This window comes from Micromonospora sp. NBC_01412, assembly GCF_045040215.1.
GTDB lineage: Bacteria > Actinomycetota > Actinomycetes > Mycobacteriales > Micromonosporaceae > Micromonospora > Micromonospora rubida.
Genome location: NZ_CP109528.1, coordinates 5,238,212 through 5,265,207 on the forward strand (window position 1 = coordinate 5,238,212; position 26,996 = coordinate 5,265,207).

General features: G+C 75.3%; 4 protein-coding genes. 3 read left to right on the forward strand and 1 reads right to left on the reverse strand.

From position 1 onward, the window contains the following. The first annotated feature begins 9 nt into the window (after nt 1-9). Nucleotides 10-897, forward strand: a complete 888-nt coding sequence (locus tag OG617_RS23825) for an SAM-dependent methyltransferase (protein WP_405095199.1) — start codon at nt 10-12, stop codon at nt 895-897. A gap of 82 nt (nt 898-979) precedes the next feature. Here the strand turns inward: OG617_RS23825 and OG617_RS23830 are convergent, their stop codons facing one another. Beyond that, entirely contained in the window at nt 980-1,741 is a 762-nt protein-coding gene (locus tag OG617_RS23830; RefSeq protein ID WP_405095200.1) for a thioesterase II family protein, read from the reverse strand. 284 nt (nt 1,742-2,025) lie between these two features. Between OG617_RS23830 and OG617_RS23835 the strand changes: the two genes are divergently transcribed. Further along, a complete protein-coding gene (locus OG617_RS23835) occupies nt 2,026-7,560 on the forward strand; it encodes a type I polyketide synthase (RefSeq protein ID WP_405095201.1) in 5,535 nt (1,844 codons plus the stop codon). Between the two features lie 43 nt (nt 7,561-7,603). Next, on the forward strand, nt 7,604-26,944 hold the full coding sequence (locus OG617_RS23840) for a type I polyketide synthase (protein ID WP_405095202.1): 19,341 nt from the start codon (nt 7,604-7,606) through the stop codon (nt 26,942-26,944). Nucleotides 26,945-26,996: the final 52 nt, after the last annotated feature.

Sequence of the window (26,996 nt, forward strand, 5' to 3'; positions counted from 1 at the left end):
AGGAGCACCATGCTCGACAACCTGAAGATCGCGGCGAGGGCCATCCGCACCGTCTTCACCGCCGACCCCGTCACCCGGGTCCGGCGCTTCTACGAGATCCAGGCCCCCGACGTGGAGTTCGCGGCCCGCCGCACCCACTACATGAACGTCGGCTACTGGGAAGACGGTGTCACAGACATCGACGACGCCGCCGAGGCGCTGGCCGGCAAGCTCGCCGACGCCGCCGGCCTGAAGCCGGACGACACCATCCTCGACGTCGGGTTCGGCTACGCCGACCAGGACTTCAGCTGGCTGCGCTCGGGCCGCGTCGGCAAGGTCGTCGGGCTCAACATCACCCCGCACCACATCGAGGCGGCCCAGCGGCGGGCGCAGGAGGAGGGGCTCGCCGACCGGACCGACTTCCAGCTGGGCAGCGCCACCGAGCTGCCGTTCCCCGACGGCACCTTCGACCGGGTCGTCGCCCTGGAATCGGCGTTCCACTTCTACCCGCGCAGCGCGTTCTTCGCCGAGGCGCTGCGGGTGCTCAAGCCGGGCGGCGTCCTCGCCACCGCCGACATCATCCCGGTCAGCGAGAACGTGGTCCGGGCCGCCATCCAGTCGGGCCCGCTGAGCTTCGTCAAGTTCAGCATCCCCAAGGAGAACTGGCACGACCGCGAGACGTACGCCCAGCAGCTCGCCGACGCCGGCTTCGACCGGCCCGAGGTGCAGTCCATCAAGGACCACACCTGGGAGGGCTGGCGGCGTTACATGGCCGACCGGACCAACGACCCGGACTTCCGCGCCGCCGTCAAGCCGGCCGTGCGCAAGAGCATGGCCTCGCACTGGAAGAACCAGGACCTGATGAAGCGCGAGCTGGCCAACCTCGACTACGTGATCGCGGTCGCCCACAAGCGCTGAGCGCAACGACCGAGGAGGGCCCGCCCGACCGGTCGGGCGGGCCCTCCTCGTCTCTGTCGAACCGGGTACGCGCCCCCGTCGGTCAGCGGGTCGGCGCGGCCGCCAGGGCCGTCGAGATGGCCCGCAGCAGCGCGGCCTGCTGGTCGGCCAGGAAGAAGTGGCCGCCGGGGTAGACCTTCAGGTCGAACGGGCCGGTGGTGTGGGTCGACCAGGCGCGGGCTTCGTCGACCGTGGTCTTCGGGTCGTTGTCGCCGGTGAAGGCGGTGATCGGGCAGCTCAGCGGCGGCCCGGGCCGGTAGGCGTACGTCTCGGCGGCCCGGTAGTCGCTGCGGATGGCCGGCAGCGCGGCGCGCAGCAGTTCCTGGTCGCCGAGGATGGCGGCGTTGGTGCCGCTCAGCTTGCGCACGTCGGCCAGCAGGCCCTCGTCGGCCAGCAGGTGCACCGTCTCGTCCCGGGGGCAGGACGGCGCGCGGCGGCCGGAGGCGAACAGGTGGGCGGGCGACCCGCCGTCCTGCTCGATCAGCCGGGCCAGCTCGAAGCCGAGGCTCGCGCCCATGCTGTGCCCGAAGATCGCCACCGGCTCGTCGAGCCACGGCCGCAGCACGGAGTGGACCTCCCGGGCCAGCTCGTGGATGTCGTCGATGCACTTCTCCTGGCGCCGGTCCTGCCGCCCCGGATACTGGATCGCCAGCACCTCCACCGCTGGGGAGAGGCTGCGGGACACGGGGAAGTAGAAACTGGCCGAGCCGCCGGCGTGGGGCAGGCACACCAGCCGCATGGTGCCGCTCGGCGCCGGGTGGAAGCGTCGCACCCACAGGCCGTTGTCGGTTTCTGGCGAGGTCATCCTCTACGGTCCTTCCGGCGGTGAAATCGCTGACGGGATCGGCACGGACCCGGTCGAGGCGACGCTAATGCGGCGGACCGGGGCCGGACACCCCTAGCTGCCGCTACGCACGGTTAGGGGTTGTCCCACCTTACGCGCACCCAATAACTTCTCCCCGCAGATGGGGATCCTCGTGGCTCTCGGCCGAGCGAGCCGAACGACAGATACAGGTGTCGCCTGAGAACGATTGCGCATTCGTACCGTCGCCTACGTCGAGTCTCCGCCGTGCATCGCGATGGGCTGGGTTGATGGACACCGAAGACAAGCTCCGGGAGTACCTGAAGAGAGTCACCGCCGATCTGCGGCGGACCCGGCAACGCCTGCGCGACGTCGAGGCCGAGGCGCAGCAGCCGATCGCCATCGTCGGCATCGGCTGCCGGTTTCCCGGCGGCGTGCGCTCGGCCGAGCAGCTCTGGGACCTCGTCGCCGCAGGCGGCGACGCGATCACCTCGTTCCCGGCCGACCGGGGCTGGGACCTGGGGACGCTGTACGACCCCGAGCGTTCCCGGCAGGGCACCTCCTCCGTCCGCGAGGGGGGCTTCCTCGCCGACGCCGCCGACTTCGACGCCCGGCTGTTCGGGGTGTCGCCCCGCGAGGCGCTGGCCATGGACCCGCAGCAGCGCCTGCTGCTGGAGACGTCCTGGGAGGCCGTCGAGTCGGCGGGCATCGACCCCACCAGCCTCAAGGGCGGCCGGGTCGGCGTCTTCGCCGGCATGACCCACAGCGGGTACGCCCAGCCGCCCGACGCGCCGCCCGCGGGAGTGGTGGACTACCTCGGCCTCGGGAACGTGGGCAGCATCGCCTCCGGCCGGGTGGCGTACACGTTCGGCTTCGAGGGGCCGGCGGTGACGCTCGACACCGCCTGCTCGTCCTCGCTCGTCGCGCTGCACCTCGCGGTGCGGGCGCTGCGGTCCGGGGAGTGCGATCTGGCGCTCGCCGGCGGCGTGACGGTCATGCCGACCCCGGCGGTGTTCGTCGACTTCTCCCGGCAGGGCAACCTCTCCCCGGTGGCCCGGTGCCGGGCCTTCGCCGAGGCCGCCGACGGCACGGCGCTCGCCGAGGGCGTCGGGGTGCTGCTCGTGCAGCGGTTGTCGGATGCGCGGCGGGAGGGTCGTCGGGTTCTGGCGGTGGTGCGGGCCACGGCGGTGAATCAGGACGGTGCGTCGAATGGGTTGACGGCGCCGAATGGTCCGTCGCAGCAGCGGGTGATCCGGCAGGCCCTCGACAGCGCGGGGTTGTCGCCGGTGGATGTGGATGTGGTGGAGGCGCACGGCACGGGCACCACGTTGGGTGATCCGATCGAGGCGCAGGCTCTGCTGGCCACGTACGGGCAGGGTCGGGAAGAGCCGCTGCTGTTGGGGTCGGTGAAGTCGAACATCGGTCACACGCAGGCCGCGGCCGGGGTGGCGGGGATCATCAAGATGGTCCTGGCGATGCGGCACGGGGTGGTGCCGGCGTCGTTGCACGTCGACGAGCCGTCGTCGCACGTGGACTGGTCGTCGGGTGCGGTGGAGCTGGCGACGCGGGTGAGGCCGTGGCCGGGGGTGGACCGGCCGCGCCGGGCGGGGGTGTCGTCGTTCGGTATCTCCGGCACCAACGCGCACGTGATCCTGGAACAGCCCGAGGACGAGCCCGAGCCCGTGGAGGAGCCGGCCCCGCAGGCGCGGGCGGTTCCCGGGGTGCCGGTGCCGTGGGTGGTGTCGGGTCGCTCCGAGCGGGCGTTGGCGGGTCAGGCAGCTCGGCTGGCGTCGTTCGCGCGGGGCCACTCCGACCTGGCGGCGGTGGACGTTTCGTGGTCGTTGGTGGCGGGTCGGGCGGCGTTGGAGCACCGTGCGGTGGTGTGGGGTTCGGGTGTGGGCGAGTTGGTGGCGGGCCTGGACGCGGTGGCGGCCGGTGGCGCGGCGTCGGGTGTGGTGTCGTCGGGTCGCCGGGCGGTGCTGTTCACCGGTCAGGGCGCGCAGCGGGCCGGGATGGGTCGGGAGTTGTACGACCGGTTCCCGGTGTTCGCGGAGTCCTTCGACCGGGTGTGCGGGCTGATCGACGGCGAGCTGCCCGGCTCGTTGCGGGACGTGGTGTGGTCCGGCGGGCCGTCGGCCGCGCTGGACCGGACGGTGTTCGCGCAGGCGGGGCTGTTCGCCGTCGAGGTGGCGTCGTGGGACCTGCTGCGGTCGTGGGGGGTGCGGGTCGACTTCCTCACCGGTCACTCGGTCGGTGAGGTGACGGCGGCGTACGCGGCCGGGATGCTGTCGCTGGAGGACGCGTGTGTCCTCGTGGCGGCGCGGGGCCGGCTGATGCAGGCCCTGCCGGCCGGCGGGGGAATGCTGGCGGTGGGCGCGCCCGAGGAACGGGTGCGCGGGCTGATCGACGAGCTGGGCGCGGCCGTCGACGTGGCGGCGGTGAACGGCCCGGCGGCGGTGGTGGTGTCCGGCGCGCTCGACGAGGTCGAGACGGTGGCCGCGGCCTGCCGGGACCGGGAGTGGCGCACCAAGCCCCTCACCGTGTCGCACGCGTTCCACTCCCGACTGATGGAGCCGATGCTCGACGAGTTCGCGTCCGTGCTGGCCGGGCTGACCTGGCGGCCACCGGCCGTGCCGATCGTGTCGAACCTGACCGGCGCCGTGGCGGACCCGGCGGAGATCGCCGACCCCGGCTACTGGGTGCGCCACGTCCGGCAGCCGGTGCGGTTCGCCGACGCGGTCCGCTGCCTGCGGGAACAGGACGTCACGCTGTTCCTGGAGGTCGGCCCCGACTCCGTGCTCGCCACGATGGCGCGGGACTGCGTCGAGGCGACCGACGACGTCCGGTTCGTCCCCATCATGCGGGCCGGGCGACCCGAGGCCGACACGGTGCTCGCCGCGCTGGCCGACCTGCACGTCGCGGGCGCACCCGTCGACTGGGCCGCGTACCTGACCGGGACGGGGGCCCGCCCCCGGCGGGCCGAGCTGCCCACGTACGCCTTCGACCACCAGCGGTACTGGCTCAACACCACCGACCCCGCCGACGTCGGGGCGCCCGGGCTCGGCGTGCGCGCCGTGGACCACGCGCTGCTCGGCACCGCCGTCACGGTGGCCGCCGACGACGCCCGGCTCTTCGGCACGGAACTGTCCGTCCGGACCCACCCGTGGCTCACCGAACACGTCGTCTGGGACTCCGTGGTGGTCCCCGGCGCCGCCCTGGTCGAGCTGACCATGCACGCGGGCACCCGGGCCGGCTGCGACGCGCTGGACGAGCTGACCCTCGAGGCGCCGCTGGTCCTGCCCGAGCAGGGCGCCCGGGCCGTGCAGGTGCACCTCGGCCCCGCCGACGAGGAGGGCCGCCGGCCGGTCACCGTCCACTCCCGGGCCGCCGAGGACCCCGACGCGCAGTGGACCCGGCACGCCACCGGCTTCGTCGCCCCCGCGCCACCGGACCGGGCCGACGACCCGTCGCCCTGGCCGCCGGCCGACGCCACCGGCGTCCCCGTCGACTCCGTGTACGCCGAGCTGTCCCGGCTCGGCGTCGAGTACGGCCCGCTGTTCCGGGGCCTCCGGTCGGTCCGGCGCGCCGCCGACGAGGTGTACGCCGAGGTGGCGCTGCCCGACGGCACGGAGGTCGCCGGATTCGGCGTACACCCGGCGCTGCTGGACGCCGCGCTGCACGTCGTCGGCCTGCTCGACGACGACCCCGACGCGACCGGGGTCCGGCTGCCCTTCGCCTGGACCGGCGTCACCCGCTCAGCGGTCGGCGCGACGGCCCTGCGGGTCCGCGCCCGCCGCAGCGGCGGCGGGGTGACCCTGACCCTGACCGACCCGTCCGGCACCCCGGTCGCCCGCATCGCCTCGCTGGTGTCCCGCCCGGTCACCGCCGACCAGGTCCGCGCCGCCGGCCCCACCACCGACGCGCTGTTCGACCTCGCCTGGCGGGACGTCCCGCCAGGCGACGCCGCGCCGCACCGGGCGGTGCTCCTCGGCGAGGGCACGACCGGCCCCGCCGGCCTGCCCCGGTACGGCCTCGGCGAACTGGCCGGGGCGGTGGCCGACGGCCGGCTCGACCCGGACCTGGTGCTGCTGCCCGCGTACCGGGGCGACGCGCCCGACCCGGTCCCGGCCGCCACCCGGGCCCTGCTGGCCGACGTGCTGGCCGCCGTGCAGGGCTGGCTCGCCGACGCCCGCCTCGCCGACCGGCGGCTGGTCGTGCTGACCCGCGGCGCCGTCCCCGCCGGCGAACCCGGCCGGGTGACCGACCTCGCCGGCTCGGCGGTGTGGGGCCTGCTGCGCTCGGCTCAGGCCGAACACCCCGACCGCTTCGTCCTCGTCGACGTCGACGCCGACCTCCCGGTCGAGGTGCTGGCCCGGGCCGTGGCCACCGGCGAACCCCAGCTCGCCGCGCGGGGCGACCGGGTGCTGGTGCCCCGGCTCGCCCCCGCCGAGCTCGACCCGGCGCTGGGCGCCGAACTCCACCCCGACGGGACGGTCCTGGTCACCGGCGCGACCGGCGCCCTGGGCGGGCTACTGGCCCGCCACCTCGTCGCCACCCACAAGGCGCGCCACCTGCTGCTGGTCGGCCGGCGGGGTGCCGCCGCGCCCGGCGCGGCGGAGCTGCTCGCCGACCTGGCCGGGATGGGCGCGCAGGCCCGGCTGGTGGCCGGCGACGTGGCCGACCGGGACACCCTCGCCGCGCTGCTCGCCGCCGTGCCCGCCGAGCACCCGCTCACCGGGGTGGTGCACGCCGCCGGGGTGCTCGACGACGCGGTGGTGTCCGCGCTGACCGCCGACCGGATGGCGACCGTGCTGTCCGCGAAGGCCGACGCCGCCTGGCACCTGCACGAGCTGACCCGGCACCTGGACCTGCCGATGTTCGTGCTGTTCTCCTCGGTCGCCGGCACCCTCGGCGGCCCGGGGCAGGGCAACTACGCCGCCGCGAACGCGTTCCTCGACGGCCTCGCCCACCACCGGCGGGCCGCGGGCCTCGCCGCGACCTCCCTGGCCTGGGGGCTCTGGGCCGAGGCCAGCGGGATGACCGGGAACCTCGACGCCGCCCAGCGCCAGCGGCTCAGCCGCAACGGCCTCAACCCCCTCGGCACCGGCCAGGCGCTCGCCCTGTTCGACGCCAGCCTGCGCGGCGGCCGACCCCACCTGGTGCCCGCGCTGCTCGACGTCGCCGGGCTGCGCCGCCAGTCCGACACCGGCAACCTGCCCGCGCCGCTGCGGGGGCTGGTCCGCGCCCCCCGCCGGGCGACCGGCGCCACCGGTGCCACCGGCTCCGGGCCGTCCTTCGCCGAGCGGCTCGCCGGCACGCCCGACGCCGACCGCGGCCGGCTCGTCGAGGACCTGGTCAAGGGGCAGGTCATCGAGGTGCTCGGCTACCCCTCGTCGACCGTCATCCCGTCCGGGCAGACGTTCACCGGCCTCGGCTTCGACTCGCTCACCGCCGTCGAGCTGCGCAACCGGCTCACCGCCGCCACCGGCGTCCGGCTGCCCGCCAGCCTGATCTTCGACTGCCCCACCCCGGCGGCCCTGGCGGACTTCCTGCTCGCCGACGTCGCGCCGGCCGGCCCGGCGTCGACCCTGCTGGCCGAACTGGACCGGCTGGAGGCCGCGTTCGCCGCCGCCGGACCCGACGACCTGGAACGGCTCGCCGCCGACGAGGAGACCCGCGCCGCCGTCGCGACCCGCCTCAAGGCCCTGGCCACCCGCTGGAGCGACGCCACCGGGGGATCCGGCGACGTCAGCCAGGCCATCGACGATGCCTCGGACGACGAGCTGTTCGACCTCATCGACCAGAAGTTCGGGCGCTCCTGACCACGAATCCGCCGCTTGCCCATTAGCGACAGGTGATCTACCGATGGCGAACGAAGCCAAGCTCCGCGAGTACCTCAAGCGCGTCACCGCTGACCTGCACGAGACCAGCGAGCGACTGAGGGCCGCCGACGAGCAGAACCACGAGCCCATCGCGATCGTGGGGATGGCCTGTCGCTACCCGGGCGGGGTGCACAGTCCTGAGGCGCTGTGGCGGCTGGTCGAGGCCGGCGGGGACGCGGTGACGCCGTTCCCCGCCGACCGGGGCTGGGACGTGGAGAACCTCTACGACCCTGACCCGGAGGCGCACGGCAAGTCGTACACCCGCGAGGGTGGTTTCCTGCTCGACGCCGGCGAGTTCGACGCCGGCTTCTTCGGCATCTCGCCCCGCGAGGCCCTGGCGATGGACCCGCAGCAGCGGCTGCTGCTTGAGGTCGCCTGGGAGGCCGTCGAGCGGGCCGGCATCGCCGCCGAGTCCCTGAAGGGCAGCCGGACCGGCGTCTTCACCGGCGTCATGTACCACGACTACGTGTCCCGCCTCAACGGCGTGCCCGACGAGGTCGAGGCGTTCGTCGGCACCGGCAACCACGGCAGCGTCGTGTCCGGCCGGATCGCCTACACCTTCGGCTTCGAGGGCCCGGCCGTCACCGTCGACACCGCCTGCTCGTCGTCCCTGGTCGCCCTGCACCTCGCCGCCCAGGCGCTGCGCTCCGGCGAGTGCACCCTCGCCCTGGCCGGCGGCGTCACCGTGATGTCCAGCCCGGACACGTTCGTCGGCTTCAGCCGGCAGCGGGGACTGTCCCCGGACGGCCGGTGCAAGTCCTTCTCCGCCGCCGCCGACGGCACCGGCTGGAGCGAGGGCGCCGGCCTGCTCCTGCTCGAACGGCTCTCCGAGGCCCGGCGCAACGGCCACCCCGTGCTCGCCGTGGTCCGCGGCACCGCCGTCAACCAGGACGGGGCCAGCAACGGCCTCACCGCCCCGCACGGCCCCTCCCAGCAGCGGGTGATCCGCCAGGCCCTCGCGAACGCCCGGCTCACCCCCGCCGACGTGGACGCCGTCGAGGCGCACGGCACCGGCACCCGGCTCGGCGACCCGATCGAGGCGCAGGCGGTCATCGCCACGTACGGCCGCGAGCGGCCCGCCGACCGGCCCCTGTGGCTCGGCTCGATCAAGTCCAACCTCGGGCACACCCAGGCCGCCGCCGGGGTCGCCGGCGTGATCAAGATGGTCATGGCGATGCGGCACGGCGTCCTGCCCCGCAGCCTGCACCTCGACGAGCCGTCCCCGCACGTCGACTGGACGGCCGGCGCGGTCAGCCTGCTCCGCGAGGCCCAACCCTGGCCGACCGCCGCCCGCCCGGCCCGGGCCGGCGTCTCCTCCTTCGGGGTGAGCGGCACCAACGCCCACGTCATCGTCGAGGCCGCCCCCGTGGCGGAGCCACCGGCCGCTCCCGAGGCGGAGCCCTCGGCCGGCGACGTCACCGGCCCCGACCCGCTGCCCTGGGTGCTGTCCGCCCGTAGCGCCGCCGCGCTGACCGCCCAGGCGCGGCGGCTGCGGTCCTGGCTCGCCGAGCACCCCGACGTCCCGCCGGCCACGCTGGGCCGGGCCCTCGCCACCGGCCGGTCCGCCCTCGAACACCGGGCCGTGCTGCTCGGCGCCGACCCCGACGACCTCCGCGCCGGGCTGTCCGCGCTGGCCGACACCGTCCCCGCCGCCACCGTGCGGCGCGGCGTCGCCAGCCCCACCCGCCTCGCCGTGCTCTGCACCGGCCAGGGCGCCCAGCGCGTCGGCATGGGCCGCCGGCTGTACGCCGCGTTCCCCGCCTTCGCCGCCGCCTTCGACGCCGCCCGCACCGAACTGGACCGGCACCTCGACCGGCCCCTCGACGCCGTCCTCGACGGCCCCGCCGAGCTGCTCGACCGCACCGGGTACGCGCAGGCGGCCCTCTTCGCCGTCGAGGTGGCCACCTACCGGCTCGTCGAGTCCTGGGGCGTCGTCCCGGACTTCCTCACCGGCCACTCCGTCGGCGAGGTCACCGCCGCGCACCTGGCCGGCGTGCTGTCCCTGCCGGACGCCGCCCGGCTGGTCGCCGCCCGGGGCGCCCTCATGCAGGCGCTGCCCGAGGGCGGCGCCATGGTGTCCGTCCGGGCCGGCGAGGCGGAGGTGCGCGCCCACCTGGCCGCCGCGTCCGACGCGGCCGGGGCGGAACTGGCCGCCGTCAACGGCCCCGACTCCGTCGTCGTCTCCGGCGCCGAGGACGCGGTGCTCGCCGTCGCCGGGCACTTCGCCGCCCTGGGCCGGTCCACCCGGCGGCTGCGGGTCAGCCACGCGTTCCACTCCGCCCGGATGGACCCGATGCGCGACGCGTTCGCCGCCGTGCTCGGGCAGCTCACCTTCGCCGCGCCCCGGATCCCGGTGGTCTCCACCGTCACCGGCACGGTGCTCACCCCGGAGGAGATCTGTTCCCCGGCGTACTGGCTGCGCAACGTCCGCGACACCGTCCGGTTCGCCGCCGCCGTGGCCACCCTGCGCGAGCACGGCGTCGGCGCGTTCGTGGAGGTCGGCCCCGGCGGCGTGCTGTCCGCGCTGGCCCAGGAGATCACCGGCGACGACCAGGCCGCGTACGCGCCGGTGCTGCGCGCCGACCAGGACGAGGCCGCCACCGCCCTCGCCGCCGCCGCGACCCTGTGGACCCGTGGCGTGCCGGTGCGGTGGACCGCCCTGTTCGCCGGCCCGGCCGCGCCGGTGGACCTGCCCACGTACGCGTTCCAGCGCGACCGCTACTGGCTGCTGCCGCTGCCGCAGCCCGCCGACGTGACCGCCGCCGGGCTGACCCCCACCGGTCACCCGCTGCTCGGCGCGGTGTTCCGCTCCGCCGACGGCGACGAGGTCACCCTCACCGGCCGGCTGTCCGTCGAGACGAACCCCTGGCTCGCCGAGCACGCGGTGCGCGGAGCCGTGCTGTTCCCCGGCACCGGCCTCGTCGAGCTGGCGCTGCGCGCCGGCGCGGAGGTCGGCGCCGACGTGCTCACCGAGCTGACCCTCCAGGCCCCGCTCACCCTCCCCGACACCGGCGGCGTCGACGTGCAGGTCGCCGTCGAACGCGCCGGCGACCCCGGCGACGCGTGGCAGGTCACCGTGCACGGCCGCCGGTCCGGCACCGACGACCTGTGGGTCCGGCACGCCACCGGCCTGCTCGCCCCGGCGGGCGACGCGGAGGCCGCCGATGGACTGCTCGCCCCGGTCGGCGGCGCGTGGACCGGCCAGGGACTGGCCGACTGGCCGCCGGCCGGCGCGACGCCCCTGGACGTGGCCGAGCCGGCCGCGCGGGCCGCCGAGGCCGGCTTCGCCTACGGCCCGGCGTTCCAGGGGCTGCGCGCCGCCTGGCAGGCCGGCGCAGACGTGTACGCCGAGGTGGCGCTCCCCGAGCCGGCCGCCGACGAGGCCGACGCGTACGGCCTGCACCCCGCCCTGCTCGACGCCGCCGTGCAGGCCGTCGGGCTGGGGATCGTCGAGGCCGGCGAGGCCCGGCTGCCGTTCGCCTTCACCGACGTCACGGTGTACGCCCACGGCGCGGACACCCTGCGGGTCCGGCTCACCCCTACCGCCCCGGACACCGTCACCATGCTGGTCGCGGACGCCGCCGGCGCACCCGTCGCGCGGGTCGGCTCGCTGGCCCTGCGGCCCCTGCCGGCCGGCGACCTGACCCCCGCCGGGTCGCCGTGGCGCAACTCCCTGTTCCGCCTCGACTGGCCCCGGCACCCGCAGACCGGCGGCCCCGCCGACGGCCCCGCCTGGGCGGTGCTCGGCGACCGCCCCGCGCCGCTGCCGGCCGGCAGCGGCGCCACCCGCCACGCCGACCTGGGCGCGCTCCTCGACGCCGGGGTGCCGGACGTCGTCCTGCTCCCGGTGACCGGCCCCGCCGACGCCGACCCGGCCGGGACGCACGAACTGCTCGCCGACACCCTCGGCGTCCTCCAGGGCTGGCTGGCCGCGGACCGGCACACCGACGGCTCCCGGCTGGTGGTCCTGACCAGCGGGGCCGTCGCCGTGGACCACGACGGGGACGTCGCCGACCCGGCCGCCGCCGCCGTGTGGGGCCTGGTGCGCTCCGCGCAGGCCGAACACCCCGGCCGGTTCCTGCTCGTCGATGTCGACGACGACGAACGGTCCGCGTCCGCCCTCGCCGGCCTGCTCGGCGGCGACGAGCCGCAGGCGGCGGTGCGCGCCGGGGAGGTCCGGGTGCCCCGCCTCGTGGCAGCCGACCCGGAGCCGGCGGCGCCCGCGCCGGCACTCGACCCGGCCGGCACCGTCCTTGTCACCGGTGGCACCGGCGCGCTGGGCGCGCTGCTCGCCCGCCACCTGGTCACCCGGTACGGGGCCCGGCACCTGCTGCTCACCGGCCGGCGCGGCGCCGACGCCACCGGCGTCGCGGAGCTGCTCGCCGACCTGGCCGACCTGGGCGCGACGGCCCGGGTCGAGGCGTGCGACGCCGCCGACCGCGCCGCCCTCGCCGCGCTCCTGGACGGGATCGACCCCGCCCACCCGCTGACCGGGGTCGTGCACACCGCCGGGGTGCTGGCCGACCGCACCCTCACCTCGCTCACCCCCGACACCCTGGCGCAGGTGCTGCGGCCGAAGGTGGACGCCGTCCGGCACCTGCACGAGCTGACCGCCGGCCGCGACCTCGCCCTGTTCGTCACGTACTCCTCGGCCGCCGGGGTGACCGGCAGCCCCGGGCAGGCCAACTACGCCGCCGCCAACGCCTTCCTCGACGCCCTCGCGCACCGCCGGCGGGCCGCCGGCCTGCCCGCCCTCTCCCTGGCCTGGGGCCCGTGGGCCGAGTCGGGCGGCGGCATGACCGCCGCCCTCGGCCGCGCCGAGACCGACCGGCTCGCCCGCTCCGGCGCCCGCCCCATCGCCCCGGCCGACGGCCTCGCCCTCTTCGACGCCGCCCTGCGTACCGGCCTGCCGGTCGCGGTCCCCGTGGCGTTGAACGGCCCGGCGCTGCGCTCCCAGGCCGAGGCCGGCACCCTGCCCGCGGTGTTCCGCGGCCTGGTCCGCCCGTCCCGGCGGCGGGCCGCCCGGTCCGGCCCCGCCGAGCCCCTCACCCTGACCGGGCGGCTGGCCGGGCTGGACCGCGCCGAGCGCGCCGCCGCCCTGTTGCGGCTCGTCCTGGACCAGGTCGCGGCGGTCCTCGGGTACGCCGACGCCGCCGCCGTCGAGGCCGGCCGCCCGTTCACCGAACTGGGGTTCGACTCGCTGACCGCCGTCGAGCTGCGCAACCGGCTCGGCGCGGAGACCGGACTGCGGCTCCCCGCGACCCTCGTGTTCGACCACCCCACCCCGCTCCGGCTCGCCGACCACCTGGACGCCGAGACCGGCGGCGGCGCCGACCCGCTGCCGGCGCTGCCCGGCACCGCCGCCGCCCCCGACGACCTGATCGCGATCATCGGCCTGAGCTGCCGGTTCCCCGGCGGCGTGCGCTCGCCGGAACAGCTGTGGGACCTCCTCACCGCAGGCGGGGACGGCATCACCGGCTTCCCGACCGACCGTGGCTGGGACCTCGGCGACCTCTACGACCCGTCCGGCGCCCGTCGCGGCAGCAGCTACGCCCGGGAGGGCGGCTTCCTGGTCGACGCCGGTGACTTCGACGCCGACCTGTTCAAGATCTCCCCGCACGAGGCCCTCGCCATGGACCCGCAGCAGCGGCTGCTGCTGGAGACGTCCTGGGAGGCGATCGAGGACGCCCGCATCGACCCGCTCGCCCTGCGCGGTCGCCCGGTCGGCGTGTTCGCCGGCATGATGTACCACCACCACTCCGCAAGCCTGGTCGACGTCCCCGAGGCCCTCGACGGCCACCTCGGTGTCGGCACCGCCAGCAGCGTGCTGTCCGGCCGGGTGGCGTACTCGTTCGGGTTCGAGGGCCCGGCGGTGACGGTCGACACGGCGTGCTCGTCGTCGCTGGTCGCGCTGCACCTGGCGGTGCAGGCGCTGCGCTCGGGGGAGTGTGACCTGGCGCTGGCCGGCGGCGTGACCGTGATGGCCACCCCCGACACCTTCATCGACTTCTCCCGCCAGCGCGGCATGGCCCCCGACGGGCGGTGCAAGTCCTTCGCCGAGGCGGCGGACGGGACGGGTTGGTCCGAGGGCGTCGGTGTCATCCTCGTGCAGCGGTTGTCGGATGCGCGGCGGGAGGGTCGTCGGGTTCTGGCGGTGGTGCGGGGTTCGGCGGTGAATCAGGACGGTGCGTCGAATGGGTTGACGGCGCCGAATGGTCCGTCGCAGCAGCGGGTGATCCGGCAGGCTCTGGCGTCGGCGGGCCTGTCGCCGGTGGATGTGGATGTGGTGGAGGCGCACGGCACGGGTACGACGTTGGGTGATCCGATCGAGGCGCAGGCCCTGCTGGCGACGTACGGGCAGGGTCGGGATGTTCCGTTGTTGTTGGGGTCGGTGAAGTCGAACATCGGTCACACGCAGGCGGCGGCGGGTGTCGCGGGGATCATCAAGATGGTCCTGGCGATGCGGGAGGGCATCGTTCCGGCGACCCTGCACGTGGACGAGCCGTCGTCGCACGTGGACTGGTCGTCGGGCGCGGTGACCCTGGTGACGGAGTCGCGGGGGTGGCCGGGGGCGGACCGGCCGCGCCGGGCGGCGGTGTCGTCGTTCGGCATCTCCGGCACCAACGCGCACGTCGTCCTGGAACAGGGCGACGACGAGCCGGCCCCCGCGCCCGCCGGGGACGCGCCCGTCGGTGTGCCGGTGCCGTGGGTGGTGTCGGGTCGCTCCGGGCGGGCCCTGCTGGGTCAGGCTGCGCGGTTGGCGTCGTTCGTGCGGGGCCGGTCCGACCTGGCGGCGGTGGATGTGGCGTGGTCCCTGGCGTCGTCGCGGGCGGCGTTGGAGCACCGTGCGGTGGTGTGGGGTTCGGGTGTGGGTGAGTTGGTGGCGGGCCTGGACGCGGTGGCGGCCGGCGGTGCGGTGTCGGGCGTGGTGTCGTCGGGTCGTCGGGCGGTGCTGTTCACCGGTCAGGGGTCGCAGCGGGTCGGGATGGGTCGGGAGTTGTATGACCGGTTCCCGGTGTTCGCGGAGTCCTTCGACCGGGTGTGCGGGCTGATCGATGCCGAGTTCGGTGGCGATCTCCCGCCGTTGCGGGAGGTGGTGTTGGCGCCCTCCGCCGAGGCTGGGCTGTTGGATCGGACGGTGTTTGCGCAGGCGGGGTTGTTCGCGGTGGAGGTGGCGTTGTGGGATCTGCTGCGGTCGTGGGGGGTGCGGGTCGACTTCTTCGCCGGTCATTCGTTGGGTGAGGTGACGGCGGCGTACGCGGCGGGGATGTTGTCCCTGGAGGACGCGTGTGTCCTCGTGGCGGCGCGGGGCCGGCTGATGCAGGCCCTGCCGGCCGGCGGGGGGATGTTGGCGGTGGCCGCGTCCGAGGCTGAGGTGCTGGCCGCCCTGGAGGGGCTGGCCGGCCGGGTCGGGATCGCCGCCGTCAACGGGCCCACGGCCGTCGTCGTCTCCGGCGCAATCGAGGAACTGGAGGAGGTGGAGCGGCTTTGGCGCGAGCGGGGCGTGCGCGCCCGCCGGCTCGCGGTGAGCCACGCGTTCCACAGCCCGCTGATGGAGCCGATGCTCGACGAGTTCGCCGCCGTGGTGGCCGGGCTGTCGTGGCGGGCCCCGACCGTGTCGGTGGTGTCGAACGTGACCGGTGCGGTGGCGGCCCCCCTGGAGCTGGTTGATCCGGCGTACTGGGTGCGGCATGTGCGGCAGCCGGTGCGGTTCTCCGACGGGGTCACCGCTCTGGGTGACGCCGGGGTGGACGTCTTCCTGGAGGTGGGGCCGGACGCGGTCCTCACCGCGATGGTCGCCGGGATCGCCGCCGGTGACGGGGTGCGTCGGGTGGCGACGTTGCGTCGGGACCGTCCGGAGGTGGAGTCCCTGCTGGCGGCGGTGGGTCAGTTGCACGCGGCCGGGGTGCCGGTGGACTGGGCCGGGTACCTGGCGCAGGCCGGGGCGCGGCCGGGGGTTCTCGACCTGCCCACCTACGCCTTCGACCACCAGCGCTACTGGCTCAACGCCGCCACGCGCTCCCACCGCCCCGCCGGCACCCGGCGCACCGCCGAGGACGACGCCTTCTGGCGTGCCATCGACGCGGAGGACGTGGCGGCCCTCGCCGAGAGCCTGGCCGTCGACGCGGACACCCCGCTCGCCGAGGTGCTCCCGGCGCTGTCCACCTGGCGGCGTCGCCGGGAGACCGAGGCCACCCTCGACTCCTGGCGGTACCGGGTGGCCTGGCAGCAGGTCGTGGACGACCCCACCCGGCCCGAGGCCGCGGACTTCCTGCTGGTCGTACCCGCCGACGCGGGCCCGTCCGTGGGCGACTGGGTGGCCGCGCTCGACCCCACCCGGACCCGCACCGTCCAGGTCGAGGCCGGCTGCGACCGCAAGCGCCTCGCCCGGGACCTGACCGAAGCCCTGCCGGACCGGGACCGCGCCGGCACCGCCGTACTGTCCCTCCTCGCGCTCGACGACCGGCCGTACGGGGAGACCGGGACCGTGCCCGCCGGCCTCGCCGGCACGGTCGTGCTCGCCCAGGCCCTCGGCGACGCCGGGCTGGCCGCCCGGCTCTGGATCGCCACCCGGGGCGCGGTCTCCGTCGGCTCCCGCGACCGGCACGTCGACCCCGCCCAGGCGATGACGTGGGGCTTCGGCGGCGTGCTGCGCGCCGAGCACCCGCACCGCTGGGGCGGACTGGTGGACCTGCCCGAACGCCCCGACCGGGGCGCCGTCCGGACCCTCCGCACGCTGCTCGCCGACCCCGGCGCGGAGGACCAGGTCGCCCTGCGCGCCAGCGGCTGCCACGCCCGCCGGCTCGTCCGGGCCGCCTACGGCGACGGCGGCCCCCGCGACTCGTGGACGCCGCGCGGCACCGTGCTGATCACCGGAGGCACCGGCGCCCTCGGCAGACACGTCGCCCGCGCCCTGGCCGCCGCCGGCGCCGAACACCTCCTGCTCGTCAGCCGCCGGGGCCCGCAGGCACCGGACGCCGGGGCACTCATCGACGAGCTGACCGCGCTCGGCAGCCGGGTCACCGTGGCGTCCTGCGACGTGGCCGACCGCGCCGCGCTCGCCGGCCTGCTGCGGTCGGTCCCCGACGGCCTCCCCCTGACCGCCGTCGTGCACACCGCCGCCGCGCTCGACGACAACATGATCGACGCGGTGACCGTCGACCAGATGGCCGCCGCGCTCCGGGCCAAGGTGGCCGCCGCCATCAACCTCGACGAGCTGACCCGTGGCGCGGACCTGTCGGCCTTCGTGCTCTTCTCCTCCCTCGCCGGCATCATGGGCGGGGCCGGCCAGGCCACCTACGCGCCGGGCAACGCCTTCCTCGACGCGCTGGCCCAGCGGCGCCGCGCCGAGGGACTCCCGGCGACCTCGCTCGCCTGGGGCCTCTGGGCCGACGGCGGGGTGAGCGCCGGTGAGTTCGAACGGCGCCTGGCCCGGGACGGATTCGGGGCCATGGCACCCCGGACCGCCGTCGAGGCCCTGCCTGCGGCGCTCGGGCGCGACGAGACGTACCTCGTGGTGGCCGACATCGACTGGGCCCGGGTGGCCGCCGGCACGCGCCCCGACCCGCTCACCCGGGACCTGGTGGCCGAGGCCGCGCCGGCCGCGCTCGCCGTCGCCGGCCCGGCGCCGACGTCCGCGCTGCTCGCCCGGCTCGCGGCGATGTCCGGCACGGAGCAGGTGCACGCACTGCGTGACCTCGTACGCGGCGAGGTCGCCGCCGTGCTCGGCCACGACTCCGCGGACCGGGTGGCACCCGACCGGGCGTTCCAGGACCTCGGCTTCACCTCCCTGGCCGCCGTGGAACTACGCAACCGGCTCGACGCGGCCACCGGCCTCACGCTGCCCAGCACCCTGGCGTTCGACTACCCGAACCCGACCGCCCTCGCCGGCCACATCCACGCCGAAATGCTCGGCGGGCGGGCCCTGCCCGCACCGACCGTGGTCGGCGGCCCGGTCGTCGCCGACGACCCGATCGTCATCGTCGGCATGGGCTGCCGCTTCCCGGCCGGCGCCGGCTCCCCGGCCGAACTGTGGGACCTGCTGGTTGGCGGCGTTGACGCGATGTCGGAGTTCCCGACCAACCGGCACTGGGACCTGGCGTCCCTGCGCGACTCCGCCGAGTCGTCGTACGTCAGCCGGGGGGCGTTCCTGCACGAGGCGGGCGCATTCGACGCCGAGTTCTTCGGCATCTCTCCGCGCGAGGCCCTCGCCATGGACCCGCAGCAGCGGCTGCTGCTGGAGACGTCGTGGGAGGCGTTCGAGGACGCCCGGATCGACCCGCTCGCCCTGCGCGGGGCCCGGGTCGGGGTGTTCGCCGGCACCAACGGCCAGGACTACGAGACCGTGGTGCGCCAGGCCGGTGAGGCGCTGACCGGGTACGGGGCCACGGGCGCCTCCGCCAGCGTGCTGTCGGGTCGGGTGTCGTACTCGTTCGGGTTCGAGGGGCCGGCGGTGACGGTGGACACGGCGTGCTCGTCGTCGCTGGTCGCGTTGCACCTGGCGGCCCAGGCGCTGCGGTCCGGCGAGTGCGATCTCGCGCTGGCCGGCGGCGTCACCGTGATGGCCACCCCGGGTGCGTTCATCGAGTTCTCCCGGCAGGGCGGGCTGTCGGCCGACGGGCGGTGCAAGGCGTTCGCCGAGGCCGCCGACGGCACCGCGTGGGGCGAGGGCGTCGGTGTCCTCGTCGTGCAGCGGTTGTCGGATGCGCGGCGGGAGGGTCGTCGGGTTCTGGCGGTGGTGCGGGCCACGGCGGTGAATCAGGACGGCGCGTCGAACGGGTTGACGGCGCCGAATGGTCCGTCGCAGCAGCGGGTGATCCGGCAGGCTCTGGCGTCGGCGGGCCTGTCGCCGGTGGATGTGGATGTGGTGGAGGCGCACGGCACGGGCACCACGTTGGGTGATCCGATCGAGGCGCAGGCTCTGCTGGCCACGTACGGGCAGGGTCGGGATGTTCCGTTGTTGTTGGGGTCGGTGAAGTCGAACATCGGTCACACGCAGGCGGCGGCCGGGGTGGCGGGGATCATCAAGATGGTCCTGGCGATGCGGCACGGGGTGGTGCCGGCGTCGTTGCACGTCGACGAGCCGTCGTCGCACGTGGACTGGTCGTCGGGCGCGGTCACCCTGGTGACGGAGTCGCGGGGGTGGCCTGAGGTGGGCCGTCCGCGTCGGGCGGCGGTGTCGTCGTTCGGCATCTCGGGGACGAACGCGCACGTGATCCTGGAGCAGCCGGAATCGGCGCCGCAGCCGGCACCGGGGGTGGAGCCGGAGTCGGCTCCGGGGCTGCCGGTGCCGTGGGTGGTGTCGGGTCGTTCCGAGCGGGCCCTGCTGGGTCAGGCTGCGCGGTTGGCGTCGTTCGCGCGGGGCCGGTCCGGTCTGGCGGCGGTGGCTGTGGCGTGGTCGTTGGTGTCGTCGCGGGCGGCGTTGGAGCACCGTGCGGTGGTGTGGGGTTCGGGTGTGGGTGACCTGGTGGCGGGCCTGGACGCGGTGGCGGCCGGTGGCGCGGCGGTGTCGGGGGTGGTGTCGTCGGGTCGCCGGGCGGTGCTGTTCACCGGTCAGGGTGCGCAGCGGGTCGGGATGGGTCGGGAGTTGTACGACCGGTTCCCGGTGTTCGCGGAGTCCTTCGACCGGGTGTGCGGGCTGATCGACGTCGAGTTCGACGGTGGGTTCCCGCCGTTGCGGGAGGTCGTGTTCGCCGAGCCGGGGTCCGCCGAGGCGGGCCTGTTGGATCGGACGGTGTTCGCGCAGGCGGGGTTGTTCGCGGTGGAGGTGGCGTTGTGGGATCTGCTGCGGTCGTGGGGGGTGCGGGTCGACTTCTTCGCGGGGCATTCGTTGGGTGAGGTGACGGCGGCGTACGCGGCGGGGATGTTGTCCCTGGAGGACGCGTGTGTCCTCGTGGCGGCGCGGGGCCGGCTGATGCAGGCCCTGCCGGCCGGTGGGGGAATGCTCGCGGTGGCCGCGTCCGAGGCTGAGGTGCTGGCCGTCCTGGAAGGGCTGGCCGGCCGGGTCGGGATCGCCGCCGTCAACGGGCCCACGGCTGTCGTCGTCTCGGGTGCGGTTGAGGCGTTGGACGAGGTGGAGCGGGTCTGGCGGGAGCGGGGTGTGCGTACTCGTCGGTTGGCGGTGAGTCATGCGTTCCACAGTCCGTTGATGGAGCCGATGCTTGAGGAGTTCGCCGCCGTGGTGGCGGGGTTGTCGTGGCGGGCTCCGGCTGTGCCGGTGGTGTCGAACGTGTCGGGTGTGGTGGCGGATCCGTTGGAGCTGGCGGATCCGGCGTACTGGGTGCGGCATGTGCGGCAGCCGGTGCGGTTCGCCGACGGGGTGGGGGCGTTGCGGGCGGCCGGGGTGGACACGTTCCTGGAGGTGGGGCCGGACGCGGTGTTGACGGCGATGGTGGCTGAGGTCGCCGGTGGTGACGGGGTGCGTCGGGTGGCGACGTTGCGTCGGGACCGTCCGGAGGTGGAGTCCCTGCTGGCGGCGGTGGGTCAGTTGCACGCGGCCGGTGTTTCGGTGGACTGGTCCGCCTACCTCGCGCAGGCCGGGGCGCGGCCGGGGGCCGTGGATCTGCCCAGCTACGCCTTCGACCGCGCCTGGTACTGGGCCGAGCCGTCGGCGTCGACCGACCTCGCCACCCGCGACGACGCTCTCGACGGGCGGTTCTGGGCGGCGGTGGAATCGGGCGAGCCGGCCCTGCTCGGCGACGAGCTGGGCGTGGGCGCGGACGAGCCGTTCGGCGCGGTGCTGCCGAAGCTCGCCCGGTGGCGTCGGGACGCGCAGCGCCGGTCGACGGTCGACTCGTGGCGGTACCACGTCGTGTGGCGGTCGCACCCGGTCGACGGTCGTACCACCCTGACGGGCACGTGGCTGGTGCCGATGCTGCCCGGCCAGGAGGACCATCCGGTCGTCGCCGCGCTGGCGGCCCGGGGCGCCCGGGTCGTACCCGTGGTGATCGACAGCATGGACCGGGACCGGATCGCGCGGCAGCTCGCCGGCGCGGTGCGGACCGGCGAACCGGTCGCCGGTCTGCTCTGTGTGCTGTCCCTCGCCGGTGCCGGGGTGGCCGAGGCGCTGACCGTCGTCCAGGCGCTGACCGATGCGGGCGTCGACGGTCGGCTGTGGTGGCTGACCAGCGGCGCGGTCTCGGTGGACGGCTCCGACGCCACGGTTCTCGACGCCACGGCCAGTTCCATCTGGGGACTGGGCCGGGTGGCAGCGTTGGAGGAGCCGGGCCGTTGGGGTGGCCTGGTGGATGTGCCGGCTGCGGCCGACGGGTGGGTGTGGGACCGGCTGTGCGGGGTGTTGGCGGGTGGTGGTGAGGACCAGGTGGCGGTGCGGTCGTCGGGCGTGTTCGCGCGGCGGCTGGTGCGCGCCGGTGCCGGTGCTGGTGCCGGTGTGCGGTTGGCGGGGACGGTCCTGGTGACGGGTGGCACCGGTGCGCTGGGGCTGCGGGTGGCGCGGTGGGCGATCGGTGCCGGCGCCGAGCACGTGGTGTTGGTGTCTCGGCGGGGCGACGGTGCGCCGGGGGTCGCGGGTGTGGTGGAGGAGCTGCGAGGGCTGGGCGCGCGGGTGTCGGTGACGGCCTGTGACGTGGCCGATCGGGATGCGGTGGCCGGGTTGCTCGACGGTCTGGCGGGGTCTGGTGATCGGGTCCGGGCGGTGGTGCACGCGGCGGGGGTGGCGCAGATGACCCCGTTGGGCGAGGTGGGTGCGGAGGAACTGGGGGAGGTGCTGCGGGCGAAGGTCGACGGCGCGGTGGTGCTGGACGAGTTGCTGTCCGGTGTGGAACTGGACGCGTTCGTGGTCTTCTCGTCGATCGCCGGCGTGTGGGGTTCGGCTGGTCAGGTGGCGTACGCCGCGGCGAACGCGTTCGTGGACGGCGTGGTGGCGTCCCGGCGGGCGCGTGGGCTGGCGGGCACGTCGGTGGCGTGGGGTCCGTGGGGCGACGCCGGTATGGCGGTGGGCGAGGCTGGGGAGCAGCTGAGCCGGCGGGGTCTGGTGGCGATGGCGCCGGAGTTGGCGGTGGTGGGGTTGGAGCGGGCGTTGGAGGTGGGTGACGTGTCGGTGGTGGTGGCGGATGTGCGGTGGGACAGGTTCGCGTCGTCGTTCACCGCGTTGCGGCCGAGCCCGCTGCTCGCCGAGATCCCCGAGGCCCAGGCGGCGCTCGCGGCGGCCCTCCCGACCGTTGGCGGCCCCACCGACCAGGCGTCCGCGCTGCGCGAGCGGCTCGCGGCCCTGCCGGCCACCGACGCCGAGGCCTTCCTGCTCGATCTCGTACGCTCCCAGGTCGCCTCGGTGCTCGGCCACGCCGGCGTGGAGTCCGTCCCGGCGGACCGGGCGTTCCAGCGCCTCGGGTTCGACTCGCTCACCGCGGTCGAGCTGCGCAACCGGCTGATCGCCGAGACCGGCCTGGCGTTGCCCAGCACCCTCGTCTTCGACCACCCGACCCCGGCTGCCCTGGTCGCCCTCCTCCGCGACACCCTGATCGGGGCGTCGGCCGACTCGCCGGTCGAGATCCGCCCCGCCGCGCTGGACGACGACCCGATCGTCATCGTCGGCATGGGTTGCCGCCTCCCCGGTGGCGTCGGCACGCCCGACGAGCTGTGGCAACTGCTCGCCGACGGCCGCGACGGCATCTCCGAGTTCCCGCTCGACCGGGGCTGGGACAACGTCCTGGGCAGCGGCATGTCCGACACGTCGTTCGCCCGCAGGGGCGGCTTCGTCCACGACGCGGGCGAGTTCGACGCCGAGTTCTTCGGCATCTCCCCGCGCGAGGCCCTCGCGATGGACCCGCAGCAGCGGCTGCTGCTGGAGACGTCCTGGGAGGCGATCGAGTCGGCGGGCATCGACCCGACCAGCCTCAAGGGCGGTGCCGTCGGCGTCTTCGCCGGAGCCAGCTTCCAGGGGTACGCGAACGGCTCGGTCGGCCGCGCCAAGGAGGTCGGCGGTCACCTGCTCACCGGCAACGCGACCAGCGTGCTGTCGGGTCGGGTGGCGTACTCCTTCGGGTTCGAGGGCCCGGCGGTGACGGTGGACACGGCGTGCTCGTCGTCGCTGGTCGCGTTGCACCTGGCGGCCCAGGCGCTGCGGTCCGGCGAGTGCGATCTCGCGCTGGCCGGCGGCGTCTGCGTGATGGCCTCCCCGGCCACCTTCGCCGAGTTCTCGATCCAGGGCGGCCTCTCGGCCGACGGGCGGTGCAGGTCCTTCGCCGAGGCCGCCGACGGGACGGGTTGGTCCGAGGGCGTCGGTGTCATCCTCGTGCAGCGGTTGTCGGATGCGCGGCGGGAGGGTCGTCGGGTTCTGGCGGTGGTGCGGGGTTCGGCGGTGAATCAGGACGGTGCGTCGAATGGGTTGACGGCGCCGAATGGTCCGTCGCAGCAGCGGGTGATCCGGCAGGCTCTGGCGTCGGCGGGCCTGTCGCCGGTGGATGTGGATGTGGTGGAGGCGCACGGCACGGGTACGACGTTGGGTGATCCGATCGAGGCGCAGGCTCTGCTGGCCACGTACGGGCAGGGTCGGGATGTTCCGTTGTTGTTGGGGTCGGTGAAGTCGAACATCGGTCACACGCAGGCCGCGGCCGGGGTGGCGGGGATCATCAAGATGGTCCTGGCGATGCGGGAGGGCATCGTTCCGGCGACCCTGCATGTGGACGAGCCGTCGTCGCACGTGGACTGGGAGTCGGGCGCGGTCACCCTCGTGACGGAACCGCGCGGGTGGCCGGGGGCGGACCGGCCGCGCCGGGCGGCGGTGTCGTCGTTCGGCATCTCCGGCACCAACGCGCACGTCGTCCTGGAACAGGGCGACGACGAGCCGGCCCCCGCGCCCGCCGGGGACGCGCCCGTCGGTGTGCCGGTGCCGTGGGTGGTGTCGGGTCGCTCCGGGCGGGCCCTGCTGGGTCAGGCGGCGCGGTTGGCGTCGTTCGTGCGGGGCCGGTCCGGTCTGGCGGCGGTGGCTGTGGCGTGGTCCCTGGTGTCGTCGCGGGCGGCGTTGGAGCACCGTGCGGTGGTGTGGGGTTCGGGTGTGGGTGACCTGGTGGCGGGCCTGGACGCGGTGGCGGCCGGTGGCGCGGCGGCGTCGGGGGTGGTGTCGTCGGGTCGCCGGGCGGTGTTGTTCACGGGTCAGGGTGCGCAGCGGGTGGGGATGGGTCGGGAGTTGTACGACCGGTTCCCGGTGTTCGCGGAGTCCTTCGATCGGGTGTGCGGGCTGATCGACGTCGAGTTCGACGGTGGGTTCCCGCCGTTGCGGGAGGTCGTGTTCGCCGAGCCGGGGTCCGCCGAGGCGGGCCTGTTGGATCGGACGGTGTTCGCGCAGGCGGGGTTGTTCGCGGTGGAGGTGGCGTTGTGGGAGTTGTTGCGGTCGTGGGGGGTGCGGGTCGACTTCTTCGCGGGGCATTCGTTGGGTGAGGTGACGGCGGCGTACGCGGCGGGGATGTTGTCGCTGGAGGACGCGTGTGTCCTCGTGGCGGCGCGGGGCCGGCTGATGCAGGCCCTGCCGGCCGGCGGGGTGATGGCGGCGGTCGCGGCGTCCGAGGCCGATGTGCGTCTGGTCATCGAGGTGACCGGCGCGGCGGTGGACGTCGCGGCGGTGAACGGCCCGGCGGCGGTGGTGCTCTCCGGTGCGGCCGACGAGGTCGAACTCGTGGCGGACACCTGCCGGGCCCGGGGCTGGCGGACCAAGCCCCTCACCGTGTCGCACGCGTTCCACTCCCGGCTGATGGAGCCGATGTTGGACGGGTTACGTTCGGTGGTCGCCGGCTTGGACTGGCGGGTGCCGTCGGTGGCGGTGGTGTCGAACGTGTCGGGTGTGGTGGCGGATCCGTTGGAGATCGCGGACCCGGAGTACTGGGTGCGTCATGTGCGGCGGCCGGTGCGGTTCGCCGATGGGGTGGCGGCGCTGCGGGCGGCCGGGGTGGACACGTTCGTGGAGGTGGGCCCGGACGCGGTTCTGACGGCGATGGTCGCCGACGTCGCCGGTGGCGAGGTGTCTCGGGTGGCGACTCTGCGCCGGGACCGTCCGGAGGTGGAGTCTCTGCTGGCGGCGGTGGGTCAGTTGCACGCGGCCGGGGCGTCGGTGGACTGGTCGGCCTATCTGGCGCAGGCGGGCGTCCGGCCGAGGACGGTGGACCTGCCCACCTACGCCTTCGACCGCCGGCGCTACTGGCTGGAGGACCCGGCGCCGGCACCCGCTTCCGCTACCGCGAGCGGCCCGGCGGACGGGCAGTTCTGGGCGGCGGTCGAGTCCGGTGACCTCGGCGTGCTGGGCGAGGAACTGGCGGCGGACGCGGGCGAGTCGTCCACGGCGCTGCTGCCGAAGCTCGCCCGGTGGCGTCGGGACGCGCAGCGGCGGTCGACGGTCGACTCGTGGCGGTACCGCGTCGAGTGGCGTACGGCTGGGTTGCCGGCCACCGGCACGCTCACCGGAACCTGGCTGGTGCTGACCACACCGGGGCAGGCGGACCACCCGGCCCTCGCCGCCCTGGCGGCCCGGGGGGCCCGGGTCGCCACCGTCCTGGTCGACGGCGCGGACCGGGACGCGGTGGCGGGGCGGCTGCGCGATGCGGCCGGGCCCGACGGCCGGGTCGCCGGCGTGCTGTCCCTGCTGTCGCTGGCCGCCCCGGCGGACCCGGGTGATCTTCCGGCCGCCGCCGCCCTGTCGACGGCGCTGACGGCGGTCCAGGCGCTGACCGACTCCGGGATCGAGGGTCGGCTGTGGTGGCTGACCAGCGGTGCGGTGTCGGTGGGCGGGTCGGACGTGCTCGACAACGTCGAGGGCGCGGCGCTGTGGGGTCTCGGCCGGGTCGCGGGGTTGGAACTGCCGGGGTCGTGGGGCGGCCTGGTGGATGTGCCGGGCGTGGCGGAGGGATGGGTGTGGGACCGGCTGTCCGCGGTATTGGCGGGTGGCGTGGAGGATCAGGTGGCGGTGCGGTCGTCGGGGGTGTTCGGCCGGCGGTTGGTGCGGGCGGCTGTCGGCTCGGTCCCGAGCGGTGGGGTGCGGTTGTCGGGGACGGTGCTGGTGACGGGCGGCACGGGCGCGTTGGGTCTCCGGGTGGCGCGGTGGGCGGTGGGCGCGGGAGCGGAGCACGTGGTGTTGCTGTCGCGTAGCGGCGAGGGCGGGCTGGGCTCGGAAGGCGCGGGAGTGGTGGCGGGGCTGCGGGGGTCGGGCGCGCGGGTGTCGGTGATGGCCTGTGACGTGGCCGACCGGGTGGCGGTGGCCGGGTTGCTCGACGGTCTGGCGGGGTCTGGTGATCGGGTTCGGGCGGTGGTGCACGCGGCGGGGGTGGCGCAGCTGGCGCCGTTGGGCGAGGTGGGTGCGGAGCAGTTGGGGGAGGTGCTGCGGGCGAAGGTCGGCGGCGCGGTGGTGCTGGACGAGTTGCTGTCCGGTGTGGAGCTGGACGCGTTCGTGGTCTTCTCGTCGATCGCGGGGGTGTGGGGTTCGGCGGGTCAGGTGGGGTATGCGGCGGGGAACGCGTTCGTGGAGGGGCTGATGGTGTCCCGGCGGGCGCGGGGGCTGGTGGGTACGTCGGTGGCGTGGGGTCCGTGGGGCGAAGCGGGGATGGCGGTGGGTGCGGTCGGGGACGAGTTGTCCCGGCGGGGTCTGGTGGCGATGGCGCCGGAGTTGGCGGTGGTGGGGTTGGAGCGGGCGTTGGAGGTGGGTGACGTGTCGGTGGTGGTGGCGGATGTGCGGTGGGACAGGTTCGCGTCGTCGTTCACGGCGCTGCGGCCGAGCCCGCTGCTCGCCGAGATCCCGGAGGCGCAGCCCGCCCCGCAGGAGGCGCCGTCCGCCGACGCCGACGGCGCACCCTCGGCCCTGCGGGGGCGGCTGGCCGCCGCCTCGGCGTCCGAGCGCGACCGCATCCTGCTCGACCTGGTACGCGGCACCGCCGCGACGGTGCTCGGGCACGCCACGCCCGCCGCGATCCGGCCGGGTCGCGGCTTCCTCGAACTGGGCTTCGACTCCCTCACCGCGGTCGAGCTGCGCAACCGGCTGACCGCCGAGACCGGTCTCGGCCTGCCCGCGACCCTGATCTTCGACCATCCCACCCCAGGCGCCCTCGCCGAGCACCTGCGTGCCGGGCTGGCGCCGGAGCAGCCGGCGCTGCCGATCGCCGCCGAGGTCGAACGGCTCGACCAGCTCCTCGGCGAGGCGCCCGCCGACCAGGTCGACGAGGCGGTCATCGGCCGCCTGGAGAGCATGCTGGCCAGGTGGCGGGCCCGCCGGCCCGCCTCCGCCGCCGTCCCCGCGCCGGCGGCGGAGACCGCGGAGGAACTCGACACGGCCAGCCGGGAGGAGCTGTTCGACATCATCCAGCGCGAGTTCGGCAAGTCCTGAGACCAGGGCCACGAACCAGAGCCGCCCCGGGACGGCGGCGCGGCCGGACCGG